Source organism: Mycobacterium sp. 852002-53434_SCH5985345 (assembly GCF_001667155.1).
Classification (GTDB): Bacteria; Actinomycetota; Actinomycetes; order Mycobacteriales; family Mycobacteriaceae; genus Mycobacterium.
In genome coordinates this window covers 230,700-247,763 of sequence record NZ_LZIE01000090.1, presented here as the reverse complement: position 1 = coordinate 247,763, position 17,064 = coordinate 230,700, and the positions used below count along the sequence as shown (strand labels likewise).

At 64.7% G+C, this 17,064-nt stretch carries 19 protein-coding genes; 13 read left to right on the top strand and 6 right to left on the bottom strand.

The window, feature by feature from the left end; all coding sequences use genetic code 11:
* Positions 1-9 precede the first annotated feature (9 nt).
* From A5756_RS22790 to A5756_RS22760, 7 genes are read left to right on the top strand one after another with little or no spacing between them, the layout of a single operon-like run.
* The gene (locus A5756_RS22790; RefSeq protein WP_066957710.1) at positions 10-855 is read left to right on the top strand and encodes an ABC transporter permease; all 846 of its coding nucleotides are present in this window, start codon (positions 10-12) and stop codon (positions 853-855) included.
* A 19-nt stretch (positions 856-874) separates the two neighbouring features.
* Positions 875-2,131 carry an MCE family protein gene (locus tag A5756_RS22785; RefSeq protein ID WP_066957708.1) on the top strand — a complete coding sequence of 419 codons (1,257 nt, stop codon included), beginning with the start codon at positions 875-877 and terminating at the stop codon, positions 2,129-2,131.
* A complete protein-coding gene (locus tag A5756_RS22780; protein WP_066957706.1) occupies positions 2,128-3,150 on the top strand; it encodes an MCE family protein in 1,023 nt (340 codons plus the stop codon). The genes A5756_RS22785 and A5756_RS22780 overlap by 4 nt, the downstream gene beginning before the upstream one ends.
* Positions 3,150-4,268, top strand: a complete 1,119-nt coding sequence (locus A5756_RS22775) for an MCE family protein (RefSeq protein ID WP_066957704.1) — start codon at positions 3,150-3,152, stop codon at positions 4,266-4,268. Before A5756_RS22780 ends, A5756_RS22775 begins: the two co-directional genes overlap by 1 nt.
* Positions 4,265-5,683: an MCE family protein gene (locus A5756_RS22770; protein ID WP_197505815.1), complete on the top strand. Its 1,419-nt coding sequence runs from the start codon at positions 4,265-4,267 to the stop codon at positions 5,681-5,683. The genes A5756_RS22775 and A5756_RS22770 overlap by 4 nt, the downstream gene beginning before the upstream one ends.
* On the top strand, positions 5,680-6,936 hold the full coding sequence (locus A5756_RS22765; protein WP_066957702.1) for an MCE family protein: 1,257 nt from the start codon (positions 5,680-5,682) through the stop codon (positions 6,934-6,936). Before A5756_RS22770 ends, A5756_RS22765 begins: the two co-directional genes overlap by 4 nt.
* Positions 6,937-8,682: an MCE family protein gene (locus tag A5756_RS22760; RefSeq protein ID WP_066957699.1), complete on the top strand. Its 1,746-nt coding sequence runs from the start codon at positions 6,937-6,939 to the stop codon at positions 8,680-8,682. It abuts the gene before it with no gap.
* 64 nt (positions 8,683-8,746) lie between these two features.
* On the opposite strand, the gene A5756_RS22755 is transcribed toward A5756_RS22760, so the two are convergent.
* The 3 genes from A5756_RS22755 to A5756_RS22745 form a co-directional block, all read right to left on the bottom strand.
* Positions 8,747-9,268 (bottom strand): hypothetical protein, encoded by a 522-nt coding sequence (locus A5756_RS22755; RefSeq protein ID WP_066957838.1) that lies wholly within the window; start codon positions 9,266-9,268, stop codon positions 8,747-8,749.
* Positions 9,269-9,402: 134 nt separating this feature from the next.
* A complete protein-coding gene (locus A5756_RS22750) occupies positions 9,403-10,017 on the bottom strand; it encodes a hypothetical protein (protein WP_066957697.1) in 615 nt (204 codons plus the stop codon).
* Positions 10,014-10,769 carry a hypothetical protein gene (locus A5756_RS22745; RefSeq protein ID WP_066957836.1) on the bottom strand — a complete coding sequence of 252 codons (756 nt, stop codon included), beginning with the start codon at positions 10,767-10,769 and terminating at the stop codon, positions 10,014-10,016. Before A5756_RS22745 ends, A5756_RS22750 begins: the two co-directional genes overlap by 4 nt.
* Positions 10,770-10,986: 217 nt before the next feature.
* Here A5756_RS22745 and A5756_RS22740 point away from each other — a divergent pair, with 217 nt between their 5' ends.
* Complete coding sequence (locus A5756_RS22740; RefSeq protein WP_197505495.1) at positions 10,987-11,370, top strand: hypothetical protein; 384 nt, start codon at positions 10,987-10,989, stop codon at positions 11,368-11,370.
* Between the two features lie 15 nt (positions 11,371-11,385).
* Here the strand turns inward: A5756_RS22740 and A5756_RS22735 are convergent, their stop codons facing one another.
* Positions 11,386-11,988, bottom strand: a complete 603-nt coding sequence (locus A5756_RS22735) for a TetR/AcrR family transcriptional regulator (protein ID WP_066957695.1) — start codon at positions 11,986-11,988, stop codon at positions 11,386-11,388.
* Positions 11,989-12,086: 98 nt separating this feature from the next.
* Here A5756_RS22735 and A5756_RS22730 point away from each other — a divergent pair, with 98 nt between their 5' ends.
* The 4 genes from A5756_RS22730 to A5756_RS22715 are packed head-to-tail and all read left to right on the top strand — an operon-like array spanning position 12,087 to position 14,562.
* Complete coding sequence (locus A5756_RS22730) at positions 12,087-12,872, top strand: hypothetical protein (protein ID WP_066957693.1); 786 nt, start codon at positions 12,087-12,089, stop codon at positions 12,870-12,872.
* Positions 12,869-13,675 carry a hypothetical protein gene (locus A5756_RS22725; protein ID WP_066957691.1) on the top strand — a complete coding sequence of 269 codons (807 nt, stop codon included), beginning with the start codon at positions 12,869-12,871 and terminating at the stop codon, positions 13,673-13,675. Before A5756_RS22730 ends, A5756_RS22725 begins: the two co-directional genes overlap by 4 nt.
* Positions 13,675-14,271, top strand: a complete 597-nt coding sequence (locus A5756_RS22720) for a cytochrome c oxidase subunit 3 family protein (protein ID WP_066957689.1) — start codon at positions 13,675-13,677, stop codon at positions 14,269-14,271. Before A5756_RS22725 ends, A5756_RS22720 begins: the two co-directional genes overlap by 1 nt.
* Before the next feature lie 6 nt (positions 14,272-14,277).
* Complete coding sequence (locus tag A5756_RS22715) at positions 14,278-14,562, top strand: cytochrome C oxidase subunit IV family protein (RefSeq protein WP_066957687.1); 285 nt, start codon at positions 14,278-14,280, stop codon at positions 14,560-14,562.
* A gap of 1 nt (position 14,563) precedes the next feature.
* On the opposite strand, the gene A5756_RS22710 is transcribed toward A5756_RS22715, so the two are convergent.
* Complete coding sequence (locus tag A5756_RS22710; protein ID WP_066957684.1) at positions 14,564-15,859, bottom strand: cytochrome P450; 1,296 nt, start codon at positions 15,857-15,859, stop codon at positions 14,564-14,566.
* Between the two features lie 207 nt (positions 15,860-16,066).
* On the opposite strand from A5756_RS22710, the gene A5756_RS22705 reads away from it, so the two are divergent.
* Entirely contained in the window at positions 16,067-16,777 is a 711-nt protein-coding gene (locus A5756_RS22705) for a TetR/AcrR family transcriptional regulator (protein WP_066957682.1), read from the top strand.
* Here the strand turns inward: A5756_RS22705 and A5756_RS22700 are convergent.
* A complete protein-coding gene (locus A5756_RS22700; protein ID WP_082948258.1) occupies positions 16,693-17,016 on the bottom strand; it encodes a hypothetical protein in 324 nt (107 codons plus the stop codon). The two genes, A5756_RS22705 and A5756_RS22700, sit on opposite strands and share 85 nt — an antisense overlap.
* Between the last annotated feature and the right edge of the window lie 48 nt (positions 17,017-17,064).

Here is a 17,064-nt window from a genome sequence, read left to right as displayed (position 1 = left end):
GGGCAGCCAATGGCGCTGAGGGCCACATATCCGCGATTAATCCGCCAATTCGAGAGGCCGGTCGCCTCGTTGGGGCGGATCGGCGACCACACGCTGTTCTACGGTAAGGCGCTGGCCGGAGTGCCCTTCGCCGCCACCCGTTACACGCGTGAAGTCGTTCGGCTGGTTGCCGAGATCAGCATGGGCGCGGGCACTTTGGCGATGATCGGCGGAACCGTTGTGATCGTCGGCTTCCTGACGCTGGCGGCGGGCGGAACCCTGGCCATTCAGGGCTACACCTCGCTGGGCAATATCGGCATCGAGGCGCTGACGGGCTTCTTGTCTGCGTTCATCAACGTGCGCATCGCGGCACCGGTGGTCGCCGGGATCGGTCTGGCGGCCACCTTCGGCGCCGGGGTGACCGCTCAGCTCGGTGCCATGCGGATCAACGAAGAAGTCGATGCGTTGGAGAGCATGGCGATTCGGCCGGTCGCCTACTTGGTGAGCACCAGGATCCTGGCCGGAATGTTGGCCATCACGCCGTTGTACGCGATCGCCGTCATCTTGTCGTTCGTGGCCAGTCAGTTCACCACGACGTTCTTGCTCGGCCAATCGCAGGGTCTGTACCAGCACTACTTCAACACGTTCCTGAACCCAATTGATTTGTTGTGGTCATTCCTGCAGGCCATCCTGATGGCGCTCACGATCCTGCTGATCCACACCTACTACGGCTATTTCGCTTCGGGGGGACCTGCCGGTGTCGGCAACGCGACCGGTAACGCAGTGCGCACCTCGCTGATCGTCGTGGTGTCGGTAACGCTGTTGGTCTCGCTATCTATCTACGGTACGAACGGCAACTTCAACCTGTCCGGTTAGCGAAGGAGGTGGAACGGCAGTGACGCAGAGAGTGCCAGCGGGTCGCGCGGCCGCCGGGCGACCTCCGCGCGCCGGCCATGCCCGGCCCGCCGGGCGAAGCTATCTGGCGCCGTTGCTCGGATTGGCGACTGTTCTCATCATTGGCTTGATTTTCGCCGTGGCGGTCGGTTTGTTTCAGGGCTCTTTCACCGAAACCGTTCCGGTGACCGTGATCTCGCAACGCGCCGGCCTGGTCATGAACCCGGATGCCAAGGTCAAGATGCGCGGCGTGCAGGTGGGTAAGGTCGCCTCGGTCGAATCGCTGCCGAACGGCCAAGCGGCCATTCACTTGGCGATGGACCCGTCGCAACTGCGCTTCATTCCCAGCAACGTGCTTGTCGACATCGCGTCGTCGACGGTGTTCGGCGCGAAGTCCGTCCAGCTGGTGGAACCCGCACAGCCCGCGGCCCAGCGCCTGCACGGTGGCCAGACGCTGGAAGGCCAGCACGTCATGGTCGAAGTCAATACCGTGTTCCAGCAACTCGTTTCGGTTCTCGAGCAGATCGACCCGCCCAAGCTCAACGAATCGCTGGGTGCGCTCGCACAAGCGTTCAGTGGGCGGGGCCCACAGCTGGGCCAGTCGCTGAGCGATCTGGATTCGTTTCTGGCCAAGCTGGAGCCGAGCCTGCCTGCGTTCAGGCATGACCTCTCGGTCTTACCGGTGGTGTCCAACGCCTACGCGGACGCGGCACCGAACCTGGTGAAGACCGCGGCCAACGCGACCCGGATCAGCAAGACGATCGTCGACGAGCAGCGCAATTTGGATGCCTTGCTGATCAGCGCGATCGGCTTGGCCGACATCGGCAACGACGTCTTGTCGACCAACCGCCAACCGCTGACGAACGTGATGCATCTGCTGGTGCCGACGCTCGACCTGACCAACCAATATCACGAGGTGTTCACCTGTGGTTTCGGCGGGTTGATCAACATCTCGCATGGTCCGCCGCTGTCGGAGCCGAGCATCAACATCTCGGCGAGCCTCACCTGGGGCGGTGAGCGCTACCGTTATCCGACGAACCTGCCCAAGGTTGCGGCCACGGGTGGCCCCCAGTGCATGGGTCTGCCGAACCTGCCGTTCAACACACACCCGAAGCAACTCATCGCCGATATCGGTGCCGACCCGGTGGGCTATGGAAACCCGCAGGTACTGATCAACTCCGATCTCCTCAAGCAGCTGTTGTACGGACCGATCGCCGGCCCGCCGCGCAACTCCGCCCAGGTGGGAATGCCAGGATGAGAACACGCGCCACGCTTATCAAGTTCACGATCTTCGCGGTCGTGATGGCGATGCTGACCGCCTTCCTGTTCTTCATCTTCGGCCAGTACCGGACGGGTGCGACGACCGGGTACACGGCGGTGTTCTCCGACGTCTCGCGTCTCAAGGCGGGGCAGTCGGTGCGGGTCGCCGGTATCCGGGTCGGCACGGTCAATAGTGTTTCGCTGCAGCCGGACAAGAAAGTGGTGGTGGAGTTCGACGCCGATCGCAGCGTCGTCCTCACCGAGGGCACCAGGGCGGCGGTCCGCTACCTGAACCTGGTGGGCGATCGTTACCTCGAGCTCGTCGATGGCCCGGGTTCGACCAAGCACCTGCCCGCCGGCGGTCAGATCCCGGTCAACCGGACGGCGCCCGCGCTCGACCTCGATTTGCTGCTCGGCGGACTGAAACCAGTTACCCAGGGCCTGAACGCGCGCGACGTCAACGCGTTGACCGCGGGATTGTTGCAGGTCTTCCAGGGCCAGGGCGGGACGCTCGACTCGCTGTTCGCCAAGACGACGTCGTTCTCAAATGCGTTGGCCGACAACGATCAAACCGTGCAGCAACTGATCGACAACCTCAACGTCGTGATCGGCACGATCTCCAAGGACGGCACCAAGTTCTCCGGCGCAATCGATCGCCTCGAGCGGCTGGTCAGCGGGCTGTCGGACGACCGCAACACCATCGGCTCCGCCATCGACGCCCTGGACAGCGGAACCGCCTCGCTGGCGGATCTGCTGAGCAACGCGCGGCCGCCACTGTCGGGCACCATCGATCAGTTGAATCGGTTGGCGCCGATCCTCGACAACGACAAGGACCGCCTCGACGCCGCAATCGGCAAGGCGCCGAGGAACTACCGCAAGCTGGTTCGGCTCGGCGCGGACGGGGCCACCATCCCGTACTACCTCTGCCAGTTGGAGCTCCGCGGCACGGACCTTCAGGGCCGGACTGTGAAAGCCCCCATATTCAGGTCAGACGCTGGAAGGTGCACTGAACCCTAATGCTCAAGTATCACGGAGCCGGGCTCGTCAAGGCCGGACTCATCGGCGTCGTTCTGGCGGTGCTGGTCATCCTCGTCGGCCTGTCGCCCGACCGGTTCATCTCGTGGGCGACGATGGTCAGGTACCAGGCGCTGTTCACGGAAGCCGGTGGCCTTGCGACGGGCAACCCCGTGATCGTGTCGGGCGTGAAGGTCGGCACGGTGTCGGATGTGAAGCTGCGTCGTGGCGATGCTCTGGTCACGTTCGTGATGAAGGGCAACATCCTGCTCGGGTCGGAGACTTCCGCGCACATCGGCACCGGCACGCTGCTGGGCGAGCGGATGCTGGCGCTGGACTCCGCCGGCAGCGGCACGATGCATCCGATGACGCTGATTCCCGTCTCGCGCACGTCTTCTCCCTACTCGCTGACGGAAGCGGTCAGCGACTTGACGACCGACACGGCTGGAACCGACACCGCGGCGCTGAACCGGTCGCTGGACACGCTGGCGAGTACCCTCGACCAGATCGCGCCCCAAATGGGCCCGGCCTTCGACGCGCTCACCCGGTTGTCCCGTACCCTCAACAGCCGCAACAAGAGTCTGGGCGAGCTGTTCAAGAGCGCCGGCGACGTCACCGGGGTTCTCTCCGAACGCAGCCAGCAGGTCAACAAACTCATCCTCAACTCCGGCTCGCTGCTTCAAGTGCTGGTGGCTCGGCGCCAAGAGATCGTGGACCTGTTGGCGAACACGTCGGTGGTCGCCAAACAGCTCACGGCTCTGGTGCACGAGAACGAAAACAAACTGGCACCGACGCTTGAGAGGCTGAATTCGGTGACCGCGATGCTGGAGAAGAACCGCGACAACATCGGCAAGGCGATGCAGGGCCTCAAGAAGTTCCAGATCACGGTCGGTGAGGGCATTTCCAGCATGTACGCCTATCAGGCGTTCGTCCCGAACTTCCTTGCGCCGCAACTCTTCCAGCCGATCATCGACTACCTCTGGGGATTCCGCACCTTCGACACTTCGAAGGGCCCCGGCTACCCGTCGCCGCTGCCTCGGTCGTTGACTCCCTGGCCCTACAACGGTATTCCGGTGTGCCCTGGCTGCACGCTGGGCGGCAGGGTCGGAGGATCACAGTGATCCGCCACAACCGACTGACGGCCGTGGTGGGGATCGTCCTGGTCGGGCTGATCGTTGCCGGAGCTGCCGTACTCGTCCGCAACACGTTGTTCCGGCAGCAGACGATCACCGCCTACTTCACCACCGCCACCGCGATCTACCCCAACGACGAGGTGCGGGTTTCGGGTGTCAAGGTCGGCAACATCAAATCCATCGAGCCGCACGGCACACAGGCCAAGATGACCCTGAAGGTCGACCACGGCGTGCCCATCCCGGCGGACGCCAAGGCGGTGATCGTCGCCTCGAATCTGGTGTCTGCCCGCTACGTCCAGCTCTCGCCGGCCTACCGAGACACCGGGCCGGTCATGCACGACGGCGCGGTCATACCGGTCGAGCGGACCGCAGTGCCGGTCGAATGGGATGAGGTCAAGACCCAATTGATGCGGTTGGCAACGGATTTGGGACCCAAGAGCGGTGTATCGGGCACGTCGGTGGGCCGGTTCATCGACAGCGCCGCCAACGCGCTCGACGGTAACGGTGACAAGCTGCGGCAAACCCTGGGTCAACTGTCGGGGGTGGGCCGCATCCTCGCCAACGGCAGCGGCAACATCGTCGACATCATCAAGAACCTGCAGACCTTCGTCGGCGCGCTGCGCGACAGCAACGTCCAGATCGTGCAGTTCAACGACCGCCTGGCGACGCTCACCAGTGTGGTCAACGACAGCAAATCCGACCTCGACGCGGCGTTGACCGATCTGTCGACGGCGGTCGGCGAGGTGCAGCGCTTCATCGCCGGGACGCGGAACCAGACCAGCGAGCAGATCGCCCGGTTGGCCGATGTCACACAGAATTTGGTCGATCACCACATGGACCTGGAGAACATCTTGCACGCGGCGCCCAATGCGCTCGGCAACTTCTTCAACGACTACAACGCCGACACCGGAACCATCGTGGGAGGGTTCGGGATCATGAACTTCGCCAACCCCACGTTCTCGGGTTTGATGGTTCCGCTCCCCGTCCCGGGCTGCACGGCGCTCGGCGCCATCGAGAACGTCACCGCGGTGGAGTCGGGCAAGCTGTGCTCCCTGTTCCTCGGTCCTGGGTTGCGAGTCCTCAACTTCAACAACCTGCCGATCCCCATCAACATCTTCCTGCAGAAGTCGGTGGACCCGGCCAACATCCTCTACACCGAACCGCGCCTGGCGCCCGGCGGCGAGGGTCCGAAACCCGCAGCGCCCGAGATCCCGCCCGCGGTGTCGGCCTACACCGGCTTGCCCGGTGACCCGGTTGGCCCCCCGGGAGCCGTGCCTCCGGCGCCGATACCGGGCGCGGCGATGCCGCTGCCGCCCCCGCCGTCGACACCGATGCCGCCCCCACCGTCCCCAGCGCAGAGCACGTCAGACATGCTGTTGCCAGCCGACGGGCCGCAACAATGATCGCCCGGGCTGCGGTGCGGCGGGTGTTCGCCCTCGGTTGTTGCGTGGTGGTGACGGCGACGGGATGTGCGTTCCACGGCCTGAACTCGCTACCCCTGCCCGGCGCGGTCGGGCGCGGGCCGGGGGCCGACATCTATCACGTCGAGCTGCCGAATGTCGGCACGATGGAGTCGAATTCGCCGGTGATGATCGACGACGTCGTCGTCGGCAGCGTCGGCACGATGCGGGTGCGCGGCTGGCACGCCGATGTCGAGATCTCGGTCAAGCGAGATGTCGTCGTCCCGGCCAACGTGGTTGCCACCGTCGGCCAGACCAGCCTGCTGGGGTCGATGCATGTGGAACTCAATACGCCGCTCGGCCAGCCGGGAAGCGGACGGTTGCAGCCGGGCGCCACCATCCCGCTCAGTCGATCATCTGCCTACCCGTCGACGGAGCAGACGCTGTCGTCGCTGGGGGCAGTCGTCAATGGCGGCGGGCTTGGACAGATCGGGGAGATCATCCACAACTTCTCCGCCGCCCTGTCCGGGCATGAGGGCGCGGTGCGTGATCTGATCACCCGCCTCGACACATTCGTCGGGACGCTGGACGATCAGCGGGACAACCTCGTCGACTCGATCCAGGCGCTGAACCGGCTGGCCAGCACATTCGCCGACCAACGCGACGTTCTCACCCAAGCGCTGCAGAAGATTCCGCCCGCGCTCGATGTTCTGGTCAAGGAGCGCCCCCGGCTGACCGCCGCCCTGGACAAACTCCGCGTCTTCAGCAACACCGCCACCCGGTTGGTCAACGACGCCCAGGCCGACCTGGTCAAGAACCTGAAAAACCTGGAGCCGACCCTCAAAGCCCTCGCCGACGTCGGACCCGAGCTCGGCGTGGCCGTCGCGGCCGCGTTTGTGTTCCCGTTCACCCAGAACTTCGTCGACCGGGCGGTCCGGGGCGACTACTTCAACCTCCACGTCGATTTGGACCTGTCGATTCCACGGCTCAAGCGCGGCTTGATGTTGGGGACCCACTGGGGGCAGCTTGACCAGCCGCTGGTGCCGGCACCCGGAGACCCGTATTACCTGCAGTACACCCACGATCCGATGCATGACCCCCTGCGGCCACCGTGGGTCGACCCCGCGGCCCTGCCTCCGCTGCCGGGTCCTCGGCCGGCGGCCCCGCTGCCCGGGCCTCCGCCGACCGCAGCACCGGCGCCGGACGCGGGTCAAACGCCACCGCCGGCAACGGCGCCGACGGAAGGTGGCGGCTAGATGCTGACCCGCTTCGTCCGGATCCAGCTGGCGGTCTTCGCGATCGCCGGCACCATCGGCGTGATCGCGATGGTGCTCTTCTACATCCAAGCGCCGACCCTGCTGGGCATCGGTCGGATGACGGTGACGCTGGAGCTGCCGGCAACCGGCGGCCTGTACCGGTTTTCCAACGTGACCTACCGTGGTGTTCAGCTCGGCAAGGTCACGTCGGTGGGCCTGACGCCGACCGGCGCGAAAGCGACGCTGTCGCTTAGCACTTCACCGAAGGTCCCCGAGGACCTGACGGCGGAGGTGCTCAGCGTCTCCGCGGTGGGTGAACAGTACGTTGACCTGCGGCCCAAGACCGATTCGCCGCCCTACTTGCACGACGGTTCGGTAATCTCCGCGCGCGACAGCAGGATTCCACAGCCGGTCGGGCCGATGCTCGACCAGCTCAACGCCCTGGTCCAAAGCATCCCGAAGACCAAACTCGGCCAGCTGCTCGACGAGGCCTTCCAGGGCTTCAACGGCACCGGGTACGACCTGGGATCCCTGATCGATTCCTCGCAGACGTTGTCCCGCGATGCCAACGGCGTCGTCGACCGCACCCGAGCCCTGACCGAAGACACCGGGCCGCTACTGGACACCCAGGCGCAGACCACCGATTCGATCAGGACGTGGGCGCGTAGCTTGGCCGGCATCTCGGATGTGTTGGTCGACAACGATTCCCACTTCCGGACCATCCTGCAAAACGGTCCTGAGGCCGCCAATGAAGCTTCCCGGCTGCTCGAGCAAGTCAAGCCAACGCTGCCGGTGCTGCTCGCCAACCTGACCACCATCGGGCAGATCGGCGTCACCTATCACCCCTCGCTGGAGCAGCTGCTGGTGTTGCTGCCGTCGGCGGTCGCCATCGAGCAGGCCGCGGCGGCGCCAAACCATCCGGAGGGAACGGCCCAGGGCGACTTCGCGCTCACGATCGACGACCCGCCGATCTGCACGGTCGGCTTCATGCCTCCGAACACCTGGCGATCCCCGGACGACCTCACTGACATCGACACACCGGACGGGTTGTACTGCAAACTCCCGCAGGATTCACCGATCGGGGTGCGCGGTGCCCGCAACTATCCCTGCATGGGACACCCCGGCAAGCGCGCGCCCACCGTCGAAATCTGCAACAGCGACAAGCCTTTCATGCCGCTGTCGATGAAGCAGCACGTTCTCGGCCCCTACCCGCTTGACCCCAACCTGCTCGCCCAGGGCGTCCCGCCCGACGACCGGGTTACCGTGAACGACAGGATCTTTGGCCCGGTGGAGGGAACGCCGCTGCCGCCGGGGGCGGTGCCGCGCGGCACACCGGCGGGGCCGCGCGGAGAAAATCCACCACCGGGCACGGTTGGAGCGGCCGTACCGCCCGTGCCGTCGTCGGGACCACCTCCGCTGGCGCCCATGTCGAGAATGTCGGCCGACCTTCCGCCCTTCGCGCCACTCGACGTCCCCGCAGCCGGGGAACTTCCCTCGCCACCACCCGCGCCCGCACCGCCCGCTGCCCCCGACGCGGCACCAGCCGACACCGCCGGCGGCGAAGGGCCGCAGGCCGCGCCGAGCTCATTCGGTGGTGGACCGGGTAAGCAGGTGCCGGCCGTCACGGTCGCCCGGTATGACCCGCGCACTGGTCGTTATGTGGGTCCGGACGGGAAGCTCTATCAGCAGTCGGATCTCGTTGCGCCGAAAGCGCCCAAGACGTGGCAGGACATGCTTCCCACCTGAGGCCGCTGCCCGGCGATGCGCGGCGCACGAGGATGGGGCGAGGTAAGTGAGTGGAAAAGCCCGGTCAGCCGATTTTGTCGAGGCGTAACGGCATCGCGACGTCAAGCCACTGATTCTGCCCGCAGGCACCAGACGGCCCGACCGTCTTGTCCTTCCCCGCGTAGGTGGACGACCCGAGTTGGTATCCGCCGTATTGATTCACCGGATAGAAATAGAAGGTCTGCTGTCCGGGAAATGCGGTGCCGTCCTCGCACCGCTCCCAGTTGGGCACTTCGCGTTTGACCTTCCACATCTCCCCGTCATTCATATACAGGGGCGCGCTCCATCCCTGGTCGCTGGTCAAGGTGCCGTGGCATTCCTGAAACGTGTCGCACGTCGAGCTGATCGTCCACGTTTGTACGACCGTCGGCTCGCCGAAGTATTGGTCGTTTCTCTGGGCCCAGTCGCCGATGGATGTGGCGCGGAACGTCCCGTTGACGGCCACTTCTTCCTTGGTCGTTGCCCGGGCCATGGATGCCGTGCTGACACCGCCGAACGCGGTGGCAGCGACCAGCGTTGCGGTGGTGAGTGTTCGAACTGAACGCATCAGGTGCTCCTCGATCCGCTTCAACTAACCGCCATTATTAATGGGGTATCAACATTGCTGCGGCTTTTCGTGCAATGAGATTAACACCGCTTCGGCTCCGGCAAAATGGCGATCGGACCAACAATGGAAAGCGATCACGACAGCGGATCCATCTTTGAGATCAGCCAGGAACCCTTGACCTTCGTCAACGTCACCCGGGCGGTGTTCGCGGTGGTCTGCGGTTCCGGCTTCTCCTTGCTCGTCGCGGTCTGGTCGATGAACACCAGCACGACGGCCGAATCCGCGTGCAATTCCGAAACGGCGGCCCGAATCACGCGTGCCGTCTCCGTGACGTGCTTCTGCTGGGCCAGCACCGCGATCTGTTCGGTGAATTTGGTGTAGTAGGCGAGGAAATTACCGGTGAGATATGACTTCGCCTTGGAGAAATCGTGGTCCAGGTGGTCGGGAGAGTACGACAGCACCGCCACGGAACCCTCTGACGCCGTTTGGATTGCCCGGTGTGCCGCCGCTTCGGAGACCTGCTGATCGGGTCGGTACACGAAGAAGTAGAGACCGACGGCCAGCCCCATCGCGGCAACGACCAACACAGTTGCGACTATCGAACGCCACCTGCTCGCACAGCGGCCGGTCCAGCGCTTGACCGCGGCCGGACGGTCGGTGCGGGCCCGTTGAATAGCGGGTGGCGATCCCGTCTCGTCGGACGGCGTGGCTTGCACGCCGTCCAGCGAGGAACCATTCTCGATAGTCATCGCAAGAAGTCGACTTTCGACATTTTGAGCTGACCGCCATCCCGCGTGAGGTCGACGCTGATCCGCCACACGACAGGTGGACGATGGCTGTTGTCGGCGTTGATGACATCGGACCTCGCTGCGACAAGCAGGACCGCCGAATTGTCGCTCATCGACTCCACCGCAACGGCTTCGACGGTGGCCTTGCTGCTGACTTTGGATTCCTCCGTCTGCTTGGCCATCAAGGCTGACATCGCCGACATCTGGGCCTTGAAGTCGCCTGTGGAGTCGTCGATGATGCGTTGGTAATCGTCCCGGGCGTGGTTGGCGTCAATCGACATCAGCGTCGTAACCCGTTGCCGCGCCGCCGCAGTGAACTCCGCCGCGAGCTGTTGTTGGTGCACGGTGGCGCGGTGCCGCCACACCATGTAACCGCTCGCGGCGAGGGAAGCGGAGGCGAGCAGGATGCCGACGACGGCGGCAATCGTTCTCCGCCTTGGGCGTCGGAGCCACCGCGGTCTCCCCGGCCGCCGCGGAATCCGCGGTCGCGCCCGGGCCGATTTGGCGGGCCGCTGCTCGCCATCGTGGAAAGCCGCGCCGTCGTCGGCGTCTCTTGCTTCGGCTTCCCCGCGCAGCCTCGCGAGGCGCGCCCGAGCCGCCGCGGCGCGCGCTTCGGCCTTGGCGACCTCGTCTGCTTCGTCCACATCCGGGACGGGCGCATCGGCGCCGGCGGCGACCCCATCGTCGGGATCAGGTCCATCCGGATCGTGCACGGAGAATGAGCTTATCACCACCGCCCGCCCTCAACGGCGCCATCGGAGGGCCGCAATGGTGGCCCTCACGTGCGCAAATGCCTACCCACCACCTCGCGAAGCGGAGCAGGTGGGGTTGGCCCCGCGCGGGCGGCCGTCCGGTACGCCTGATCTTCTCCAACTAGGAGAATTTTCTTTTCGGGTGTGGCACAGTAATTGCGTGCGATTCGTCGTGGCGATGGCTGGCGCGTTGCTCGGCGCCGGTGTGCTGACCGCGCCGCCGTCCTCGGCGGGGCCGACCGTCTGCGACTACCCCGCGTGCACCCCGGGCATCATGCCGCACCAGGTCTTGGGTGCCCCGTGTGACAACACCACCTACTACGCCTTCGGCGTCGCCGATGGATACGTCTCGTTCGCCTCGGAGCCCGGACGGCTGATGTTCTGTGGCTCGCCGAGGAGGTACCAGCCGCGGTGGTTCCGGTCGCCGCCAATGGCGGGAGTCAAAGAAGAAGGCGCCAACTGCCAGAATTATCAGAACTACGTGGCGCAGGCGCCCGACGGCCTGTTCCTCGTTTGCTTTGCCCACGACGGCATAATGACCTGGGTTCGCGCCGACACGTAGCCGCTGCGTCTCCGGTCAGCCGAGCCCGTCCCGGGGCAGACCGAGCAGGCGCCGGCTCAAATCGGTGACCCTGGCGAGCAACGTCTCGTCGTCGATGTCGACAACCAGCGGATGCATGACAGCGGTGCTGAGCGCGCCGGAGAACATGGCCGCCTCGATCCGCCCGTCCAGACCCGCATCGCTCAGCAGCACCCGGTACAGACGGTCCATGAAGGCTTGAAAGGGTTTGTGCTCGGCCAGCAATCGGACGACTACGGGATCGAATTGCAGCGTGCGCACCAACCGGCGGTCGCGAACGGCCATCTCAATCACGCGCACCAGCAAGGCATCTCGTGCTTGCGGGCCGTCGTCGTACGCTTCGGCCTCCTCGAGAGCCGGCTCGAGCCGGCCGAGTTCCCGCTCGGTCACCGCGATGACGATCTGCTCTTTAGTCCGGAATTGGTGGTAGACAGCAGCTTTCGTGACACCGACGGCATCCGCAATCATCTGCAGCGACGTACCGCTGACACCGTGTGTGGCGAACAGGTCCAACGCGGCGTCGAGTACCCGCGTCCGGGCCGGGCTGCGCTCGATCAGCCAGAATTGCTCATCGGAGACCGGTTGCCGCGCTGTTTCCACGAACCGAGACTAGACGACCTTATTGACCGAAGCTAGCCGATCGGCTAGCTTCGCTGATTATTCGTGTGAGGTAAGGCGATCTCGTAGGGGAGGGGCCGATGGCCGACGTCGGGGCTGGCGACGCGCGGTGTCCGGGGTTGACGCGAACCGCGCTGCGGCGGACCAACGGCGAGCTGGTCCTGCTCTGGACATTGCCGGCGGCGCTTGTCCTCTGGATCGCCGCATTCTTGCTGTTTCCCGGCTTCAATCCGCCGATGTCACCGACGATGCCGGCCGAACAGGTGGCCGCGTTCTATCGCGATCCGGCCCACCTCCCGGAGATCCGGTACAGCATGATCCTGTTCAACTGGTTCGGGGTGTGCCTGGTGCCGATCTTGGCGTTGATCGTCTTGCAGATCCGCAGGATGGCCCATCGGACGCCGATCTTTTCCTATGCGATGCTGGGTTGCGTCGCAGGCGGTCCGACGCTGTTCCTCGTTGCGAACGTGTGCTGGCTCCTGGCCGCCTTTCGTCCTGAACGCAACCCCGAGCTGACCCAGTTGCTCAACGATTTTGCCTGGATCACATTCACGATCCTGGTCCCGTTTCTGATCGGGCAAAGCGTGATCCTCGCCCTGGCAATCTATTTCGACGAGCGGCCGTGCCCGGTCTTCAGCCGGTGGGTGGCCCACTTCAACCTGCTGGTGGCCGGCGCGCTGGTGCCCGCGGCGTTCGTCGGCGCGACCCTGACGGGCCCGTTGGCCTGGGACGGCTTCTTGTCGTTCTGGGTGAAGAACGTTGCGATTGGCGTCTGGATCGTGGTGATGGGCGTGGTGTTAGGCCGGGCGATCTATCGCGAGCGTGCCGAAAAGACCGGTCCCGGGCAAGAATTGGTGAGTGCATGAGCGCGGTGATTGCGCCCTCGGCCTCCACGCCACCTCCAGGTCCGCTGCTTCGCCGAATCGGCTGGCACCTGCTGCGCGGCCCCAAGCGCGAGCTGTGGGTGGCGTGGGGAATACTCGTCGTCTTTTACAGCCTCTTCTTCCCGGTGTTTTTCATCGTGGCGCAAGTCCAGCCGCCGCCGCAGCCCACCTGGGACCTGGCGACGCAAGTCCATTGGTTCCACGAACGCCACCTCGGGATACCCGTCGGTTTCGGCGTTATCTTCGCCATTAGCGGCATGATCGCGATCAACAACGCGCTCATCGCCTATTCGATGCGGCGGATGTCGGTCAGTCCGGCGTTCGCGTATTCGTATTTGATCATCTACTCGCTCAGTGCTATTCCCGGCATGTTGCTGCTCAACATCGCGCTGATCGTCGGGACGCTTCGCCCCGAACGCGACCCCGAAGCGGTCGGCTGGCTCTACGACTTCGCCTTCCTGTCTTTCGACGGAACGATGGGGGTCTTCCTGATCGGATCGCTGATCTGGATGGTCGCGATCCTGCTCGACCGGAATCGGGTCTTCCCAAAGTGGTTCGGATATCTCAACCTGTGCAACGCCCTCACCGAGGTCGTGGTGGCGCCGTGCTGGATCTTCCAGCGCGGCGTGCTGGCATGGAACGGTCAGATCGCCTGGTGGCTCGACATGGTCGTGTTCGGGGTCTATCAAGTCATTTTCATCGTCATGCTGTTCCGGATGATCCAGCGCGAGGACCTCGGCACCGGGCGCCTGCCAGAGCTCAAGCGGGAGACGGTGGCCGCGTGATGGCCGATGTAGCCGACGAGAAGCAACGGGTGAGATTCGTGCCGGGACAGCCGGACATGTGGGCGTTCGTGCTCTTCGAGACACTGGTTTTCACGGGCTATTTCGGCTTCTACCTGTTCTACCGCGCCCGCAACCCCGAGCTGTTCTTGCATGCGCAGTCGCAGCTCGACCTGCGGGTCGGGGTGTTCAACACCCTGGTCCTGCTGCTGAGCTCGTGGTCGGTGGCGCGGTGTGTCCAGTCCGCCCGGGTGGGCGCCTACAGTGCGGCCCTGCGCGACGTCTTCATCACCGCCGGGTTTGCCGTGGTCTTCCTCTTCTTCAAGGTGTTCGAGTGGGCTCGCTTGGTGCACATGGGCAATGGATTGGACAGCAACGACTTCTTCACTTACTACTTCTTCCTCACCGGCATCCACTTCGTGCACCTGCTGATCGGCTTCGTCGCCCTCGGCGTCGTCGTCTACCAACTTCGCGCGAAGGCGCGAAAGCCCCACGAAACCCCGGAAACCCAGCAGCTCGTCGAAACCTGCGCTACCTATTGGCACACCGTCGATTTCCTGTGGGTGCTCATCTTCGCGCTGCTCTACGTGGTGAGGTGATCTCCGATCAAGTTCAACAAACGACTGCTGGTGGTATGGACGATCCTGGCGACCCTCACCCTCGGCTATCTCTGGCTAGACCGCTGGGCAGGCCATGCCGGGACGTTGAAATCCAGCGCGGTGGTCACGTCGAGCGTCATCGTGATCGCACTTGTCAAGGTGCGCATCATTTTTCGTGAATTCATGGAGGTGCGAAACGCTCCGGTGCTGCTGTGCCGGCTCACGGACGCGTGGGTGTTGCTGATGGCCGTCGCCCTGCTCAGCTGCTACTTCGTCGGCATGAACCTTTGATTCAGCCCGCGACAGCGACCGCGTCCGCGGTGGTGAAGGTGAGATGGAGTTCGCTCAGGCCACGCAGGATGTACGTCGGCTCGTAGCTGTAGCGACGCTCGGCGGCCGGTCCGTGATGGGCTTCGTCGATCTCGATGCGCGGCATCCGGTCCAGGATGCGCTCGATCGAGACGCGGCCCTCGACGCGGGCGAGCGGACCGCCCGGGCAGGAGTGGACACCCCGGGCGAAGGCCATGTGCTCGCGAACGTTCTTGCGGCGCAGGTCGAATTCGTGCGGATTCTCGAAGCGTCGCGGGTCGCGGTTCGCGGCGCCCGGCAGGACCATCACGACGGTGCCGGCGGGGATGTCGACGCCCCCGACGGTGGTGGCCTTGCGGGCAAGCCGCGAGTCGCTCTTGACGGGGCTGTCCATCCGCAGCGATTCCTCGATGAACCCGGGGATCAGGCTGCGGTCCTCGCGCAGCTCCTGCTGGATGTCCGGCCGGTCGCCGAGCACCTGCAGGGCGGCGCTGAGCAGCTTGGCGGTGGTCTCCTGACCGGCTGCGAATAGGAACGTCGCCGAGCGGACCACCTCGATGACCGGGGGCGTCGAGCCGTCCGGATACTTCGCCGACGCAAGCGACGTCAGCACGTCGTTGCGGGGCTCGCGCCGCCGGTCCTCGATGTAGTTGCAGAACTTTTCGTCGAGCCACTCCAGCGGGTTGATGCCGACCGACTGGTGATCGAGTGCCCCGACCCGCGCTCCGGGGCGGTCGGCGCCCAAGACGGTGCGGAACTCCTTATGGTCCTCCTCGGGGACGCCGAGTAGGTCGGCGATCACCAACGTGGCGAAGGGCTTTGAGTACTCGGCGATGAACTCGCACTCGCCGTTGCTCAGGAATTCGTCGAGCTGACGGTCGGCGAGGCGCCACATGAACTCCTCGTTCTGCTTCAGCCGGCTCGGGGTCAGCAGCTTGGCCAGCACGGACCGGGCCTTGGTGTGGTCCGGCGGATCCATCGTCACCATATGCTCGTTCATCGGAAAGGAGCTGCGGTGCGCATCGATCTGAGCGCTGATGTCGTCGCCTTGGGGCGTGAACGGCAGCGGCGGGAACGGGCCGCCCAGCGCGACGATGTTGGAGAACGTGTCGGGGTCCTTGTAGATCTCGCAGGCTTCGTCGTACCCCGTGACCGCGATGACGCCATAGTGCGGCAGGCGCAGCACCGGGTTCTGACTGCGCAGGTAATCGAAGTAGGGGTGCGGATCAGGTACCAGAGACGGGTCGGTGAAGAAGTCGATCGACTCGTAGTCGCTCATCGGATTGCGTCTCCCTGGGCTTGGATTACCGGCTGTGTTCGGCGGCAGGCTATGGGGCCGCGCGATTCGGAAAACCGAAAATGTGCTGAGCACCTGCTTAGCATGGCGGTAATGTCAGGGTCAAGGTCGCAACGCCGAGGCATCGCGCTGACCTGGCTACGATCTGACTAGGTCGACACCGGAGTCTCGAGAGCATGGAGTGACGGCATGACATCTGCTTCTGCGGCCCGCCGGATCGGGGCGCCGGACGCGAAGAATCGCGGCCTGCTGCTCGACGCGGCCGAGCAGCTGATGCTCGAAGAGGGCTACGCCGCCGTGACGTCGCGCCGTCTCGCGAACAAGGCGGGGCTGAAACCGCAATTGGTGCACTACTACTTCCGCACCATGGAGGAGCTGTTTCTGGAAGTCTTCCGCCGCCGCGCCGACGAAGGGCTGCAGGCGCAGGCCCAGCTACTGCAATCGCCGCAACCACTGTGGGCGCTCTGGCGGTTTGGCACCGACCCGGCGTTCACCCGGATCTCGATGGAATTCATGGCATTGGCCAACCATCGCAAAGATATGCGGCGCGAAATCGCCTACTACGCCGAGCGTTTCCGCGAGGAGGAGCGCAAAGCGGTGGCCGCCGCGTTGCAGCGCTACGGCGCCGAGAACGACGACGTGCCCGCGGTGGTCTGGACGGTGCTGATGAGCAGCTTGTCGCGAATGCTGGTGCTCGAGCAGGCGATCGGCATGTCCGGCGGTCACGCCGAAACCGTGGAGTTGGTCGAAAAATATCTGCGCCGCCTAGAAGGCGAGCCGCGACCCATCGAAGGTATCCCGCCGACCTGGGTGGTTCACCAGTTGCGCAGCGAGCAGAGCACGCCCTTGGGGCCGTCCTTGGATACGACGACGGCTCCGTCCACCGCCAGATCACAGTGAAGCCCGGGCGTGCCGGGCTCCGTGCCCGTGCTCGCCACGACCATCGCGTAGTCATTGGGGTTCGACATGTCCAAGTCGAAGCTCCACGGTTTGCCCGGGGCGAGGTCGACATCCACATGCGGCGTGAAGGAGTAGGGGTTGTGGCTGTAATCGGAGAATTTCTCCGGCTGGTGGTCCAGGTAGTAGATGTCGGTGTAGATCGGATTCTGCGCGGTGACCGTGTACGTGACGTGATGCATGGCCGGGTCGGCATGGGCGTGGCCCGCGCTCACGAGTGAACCGGTCGC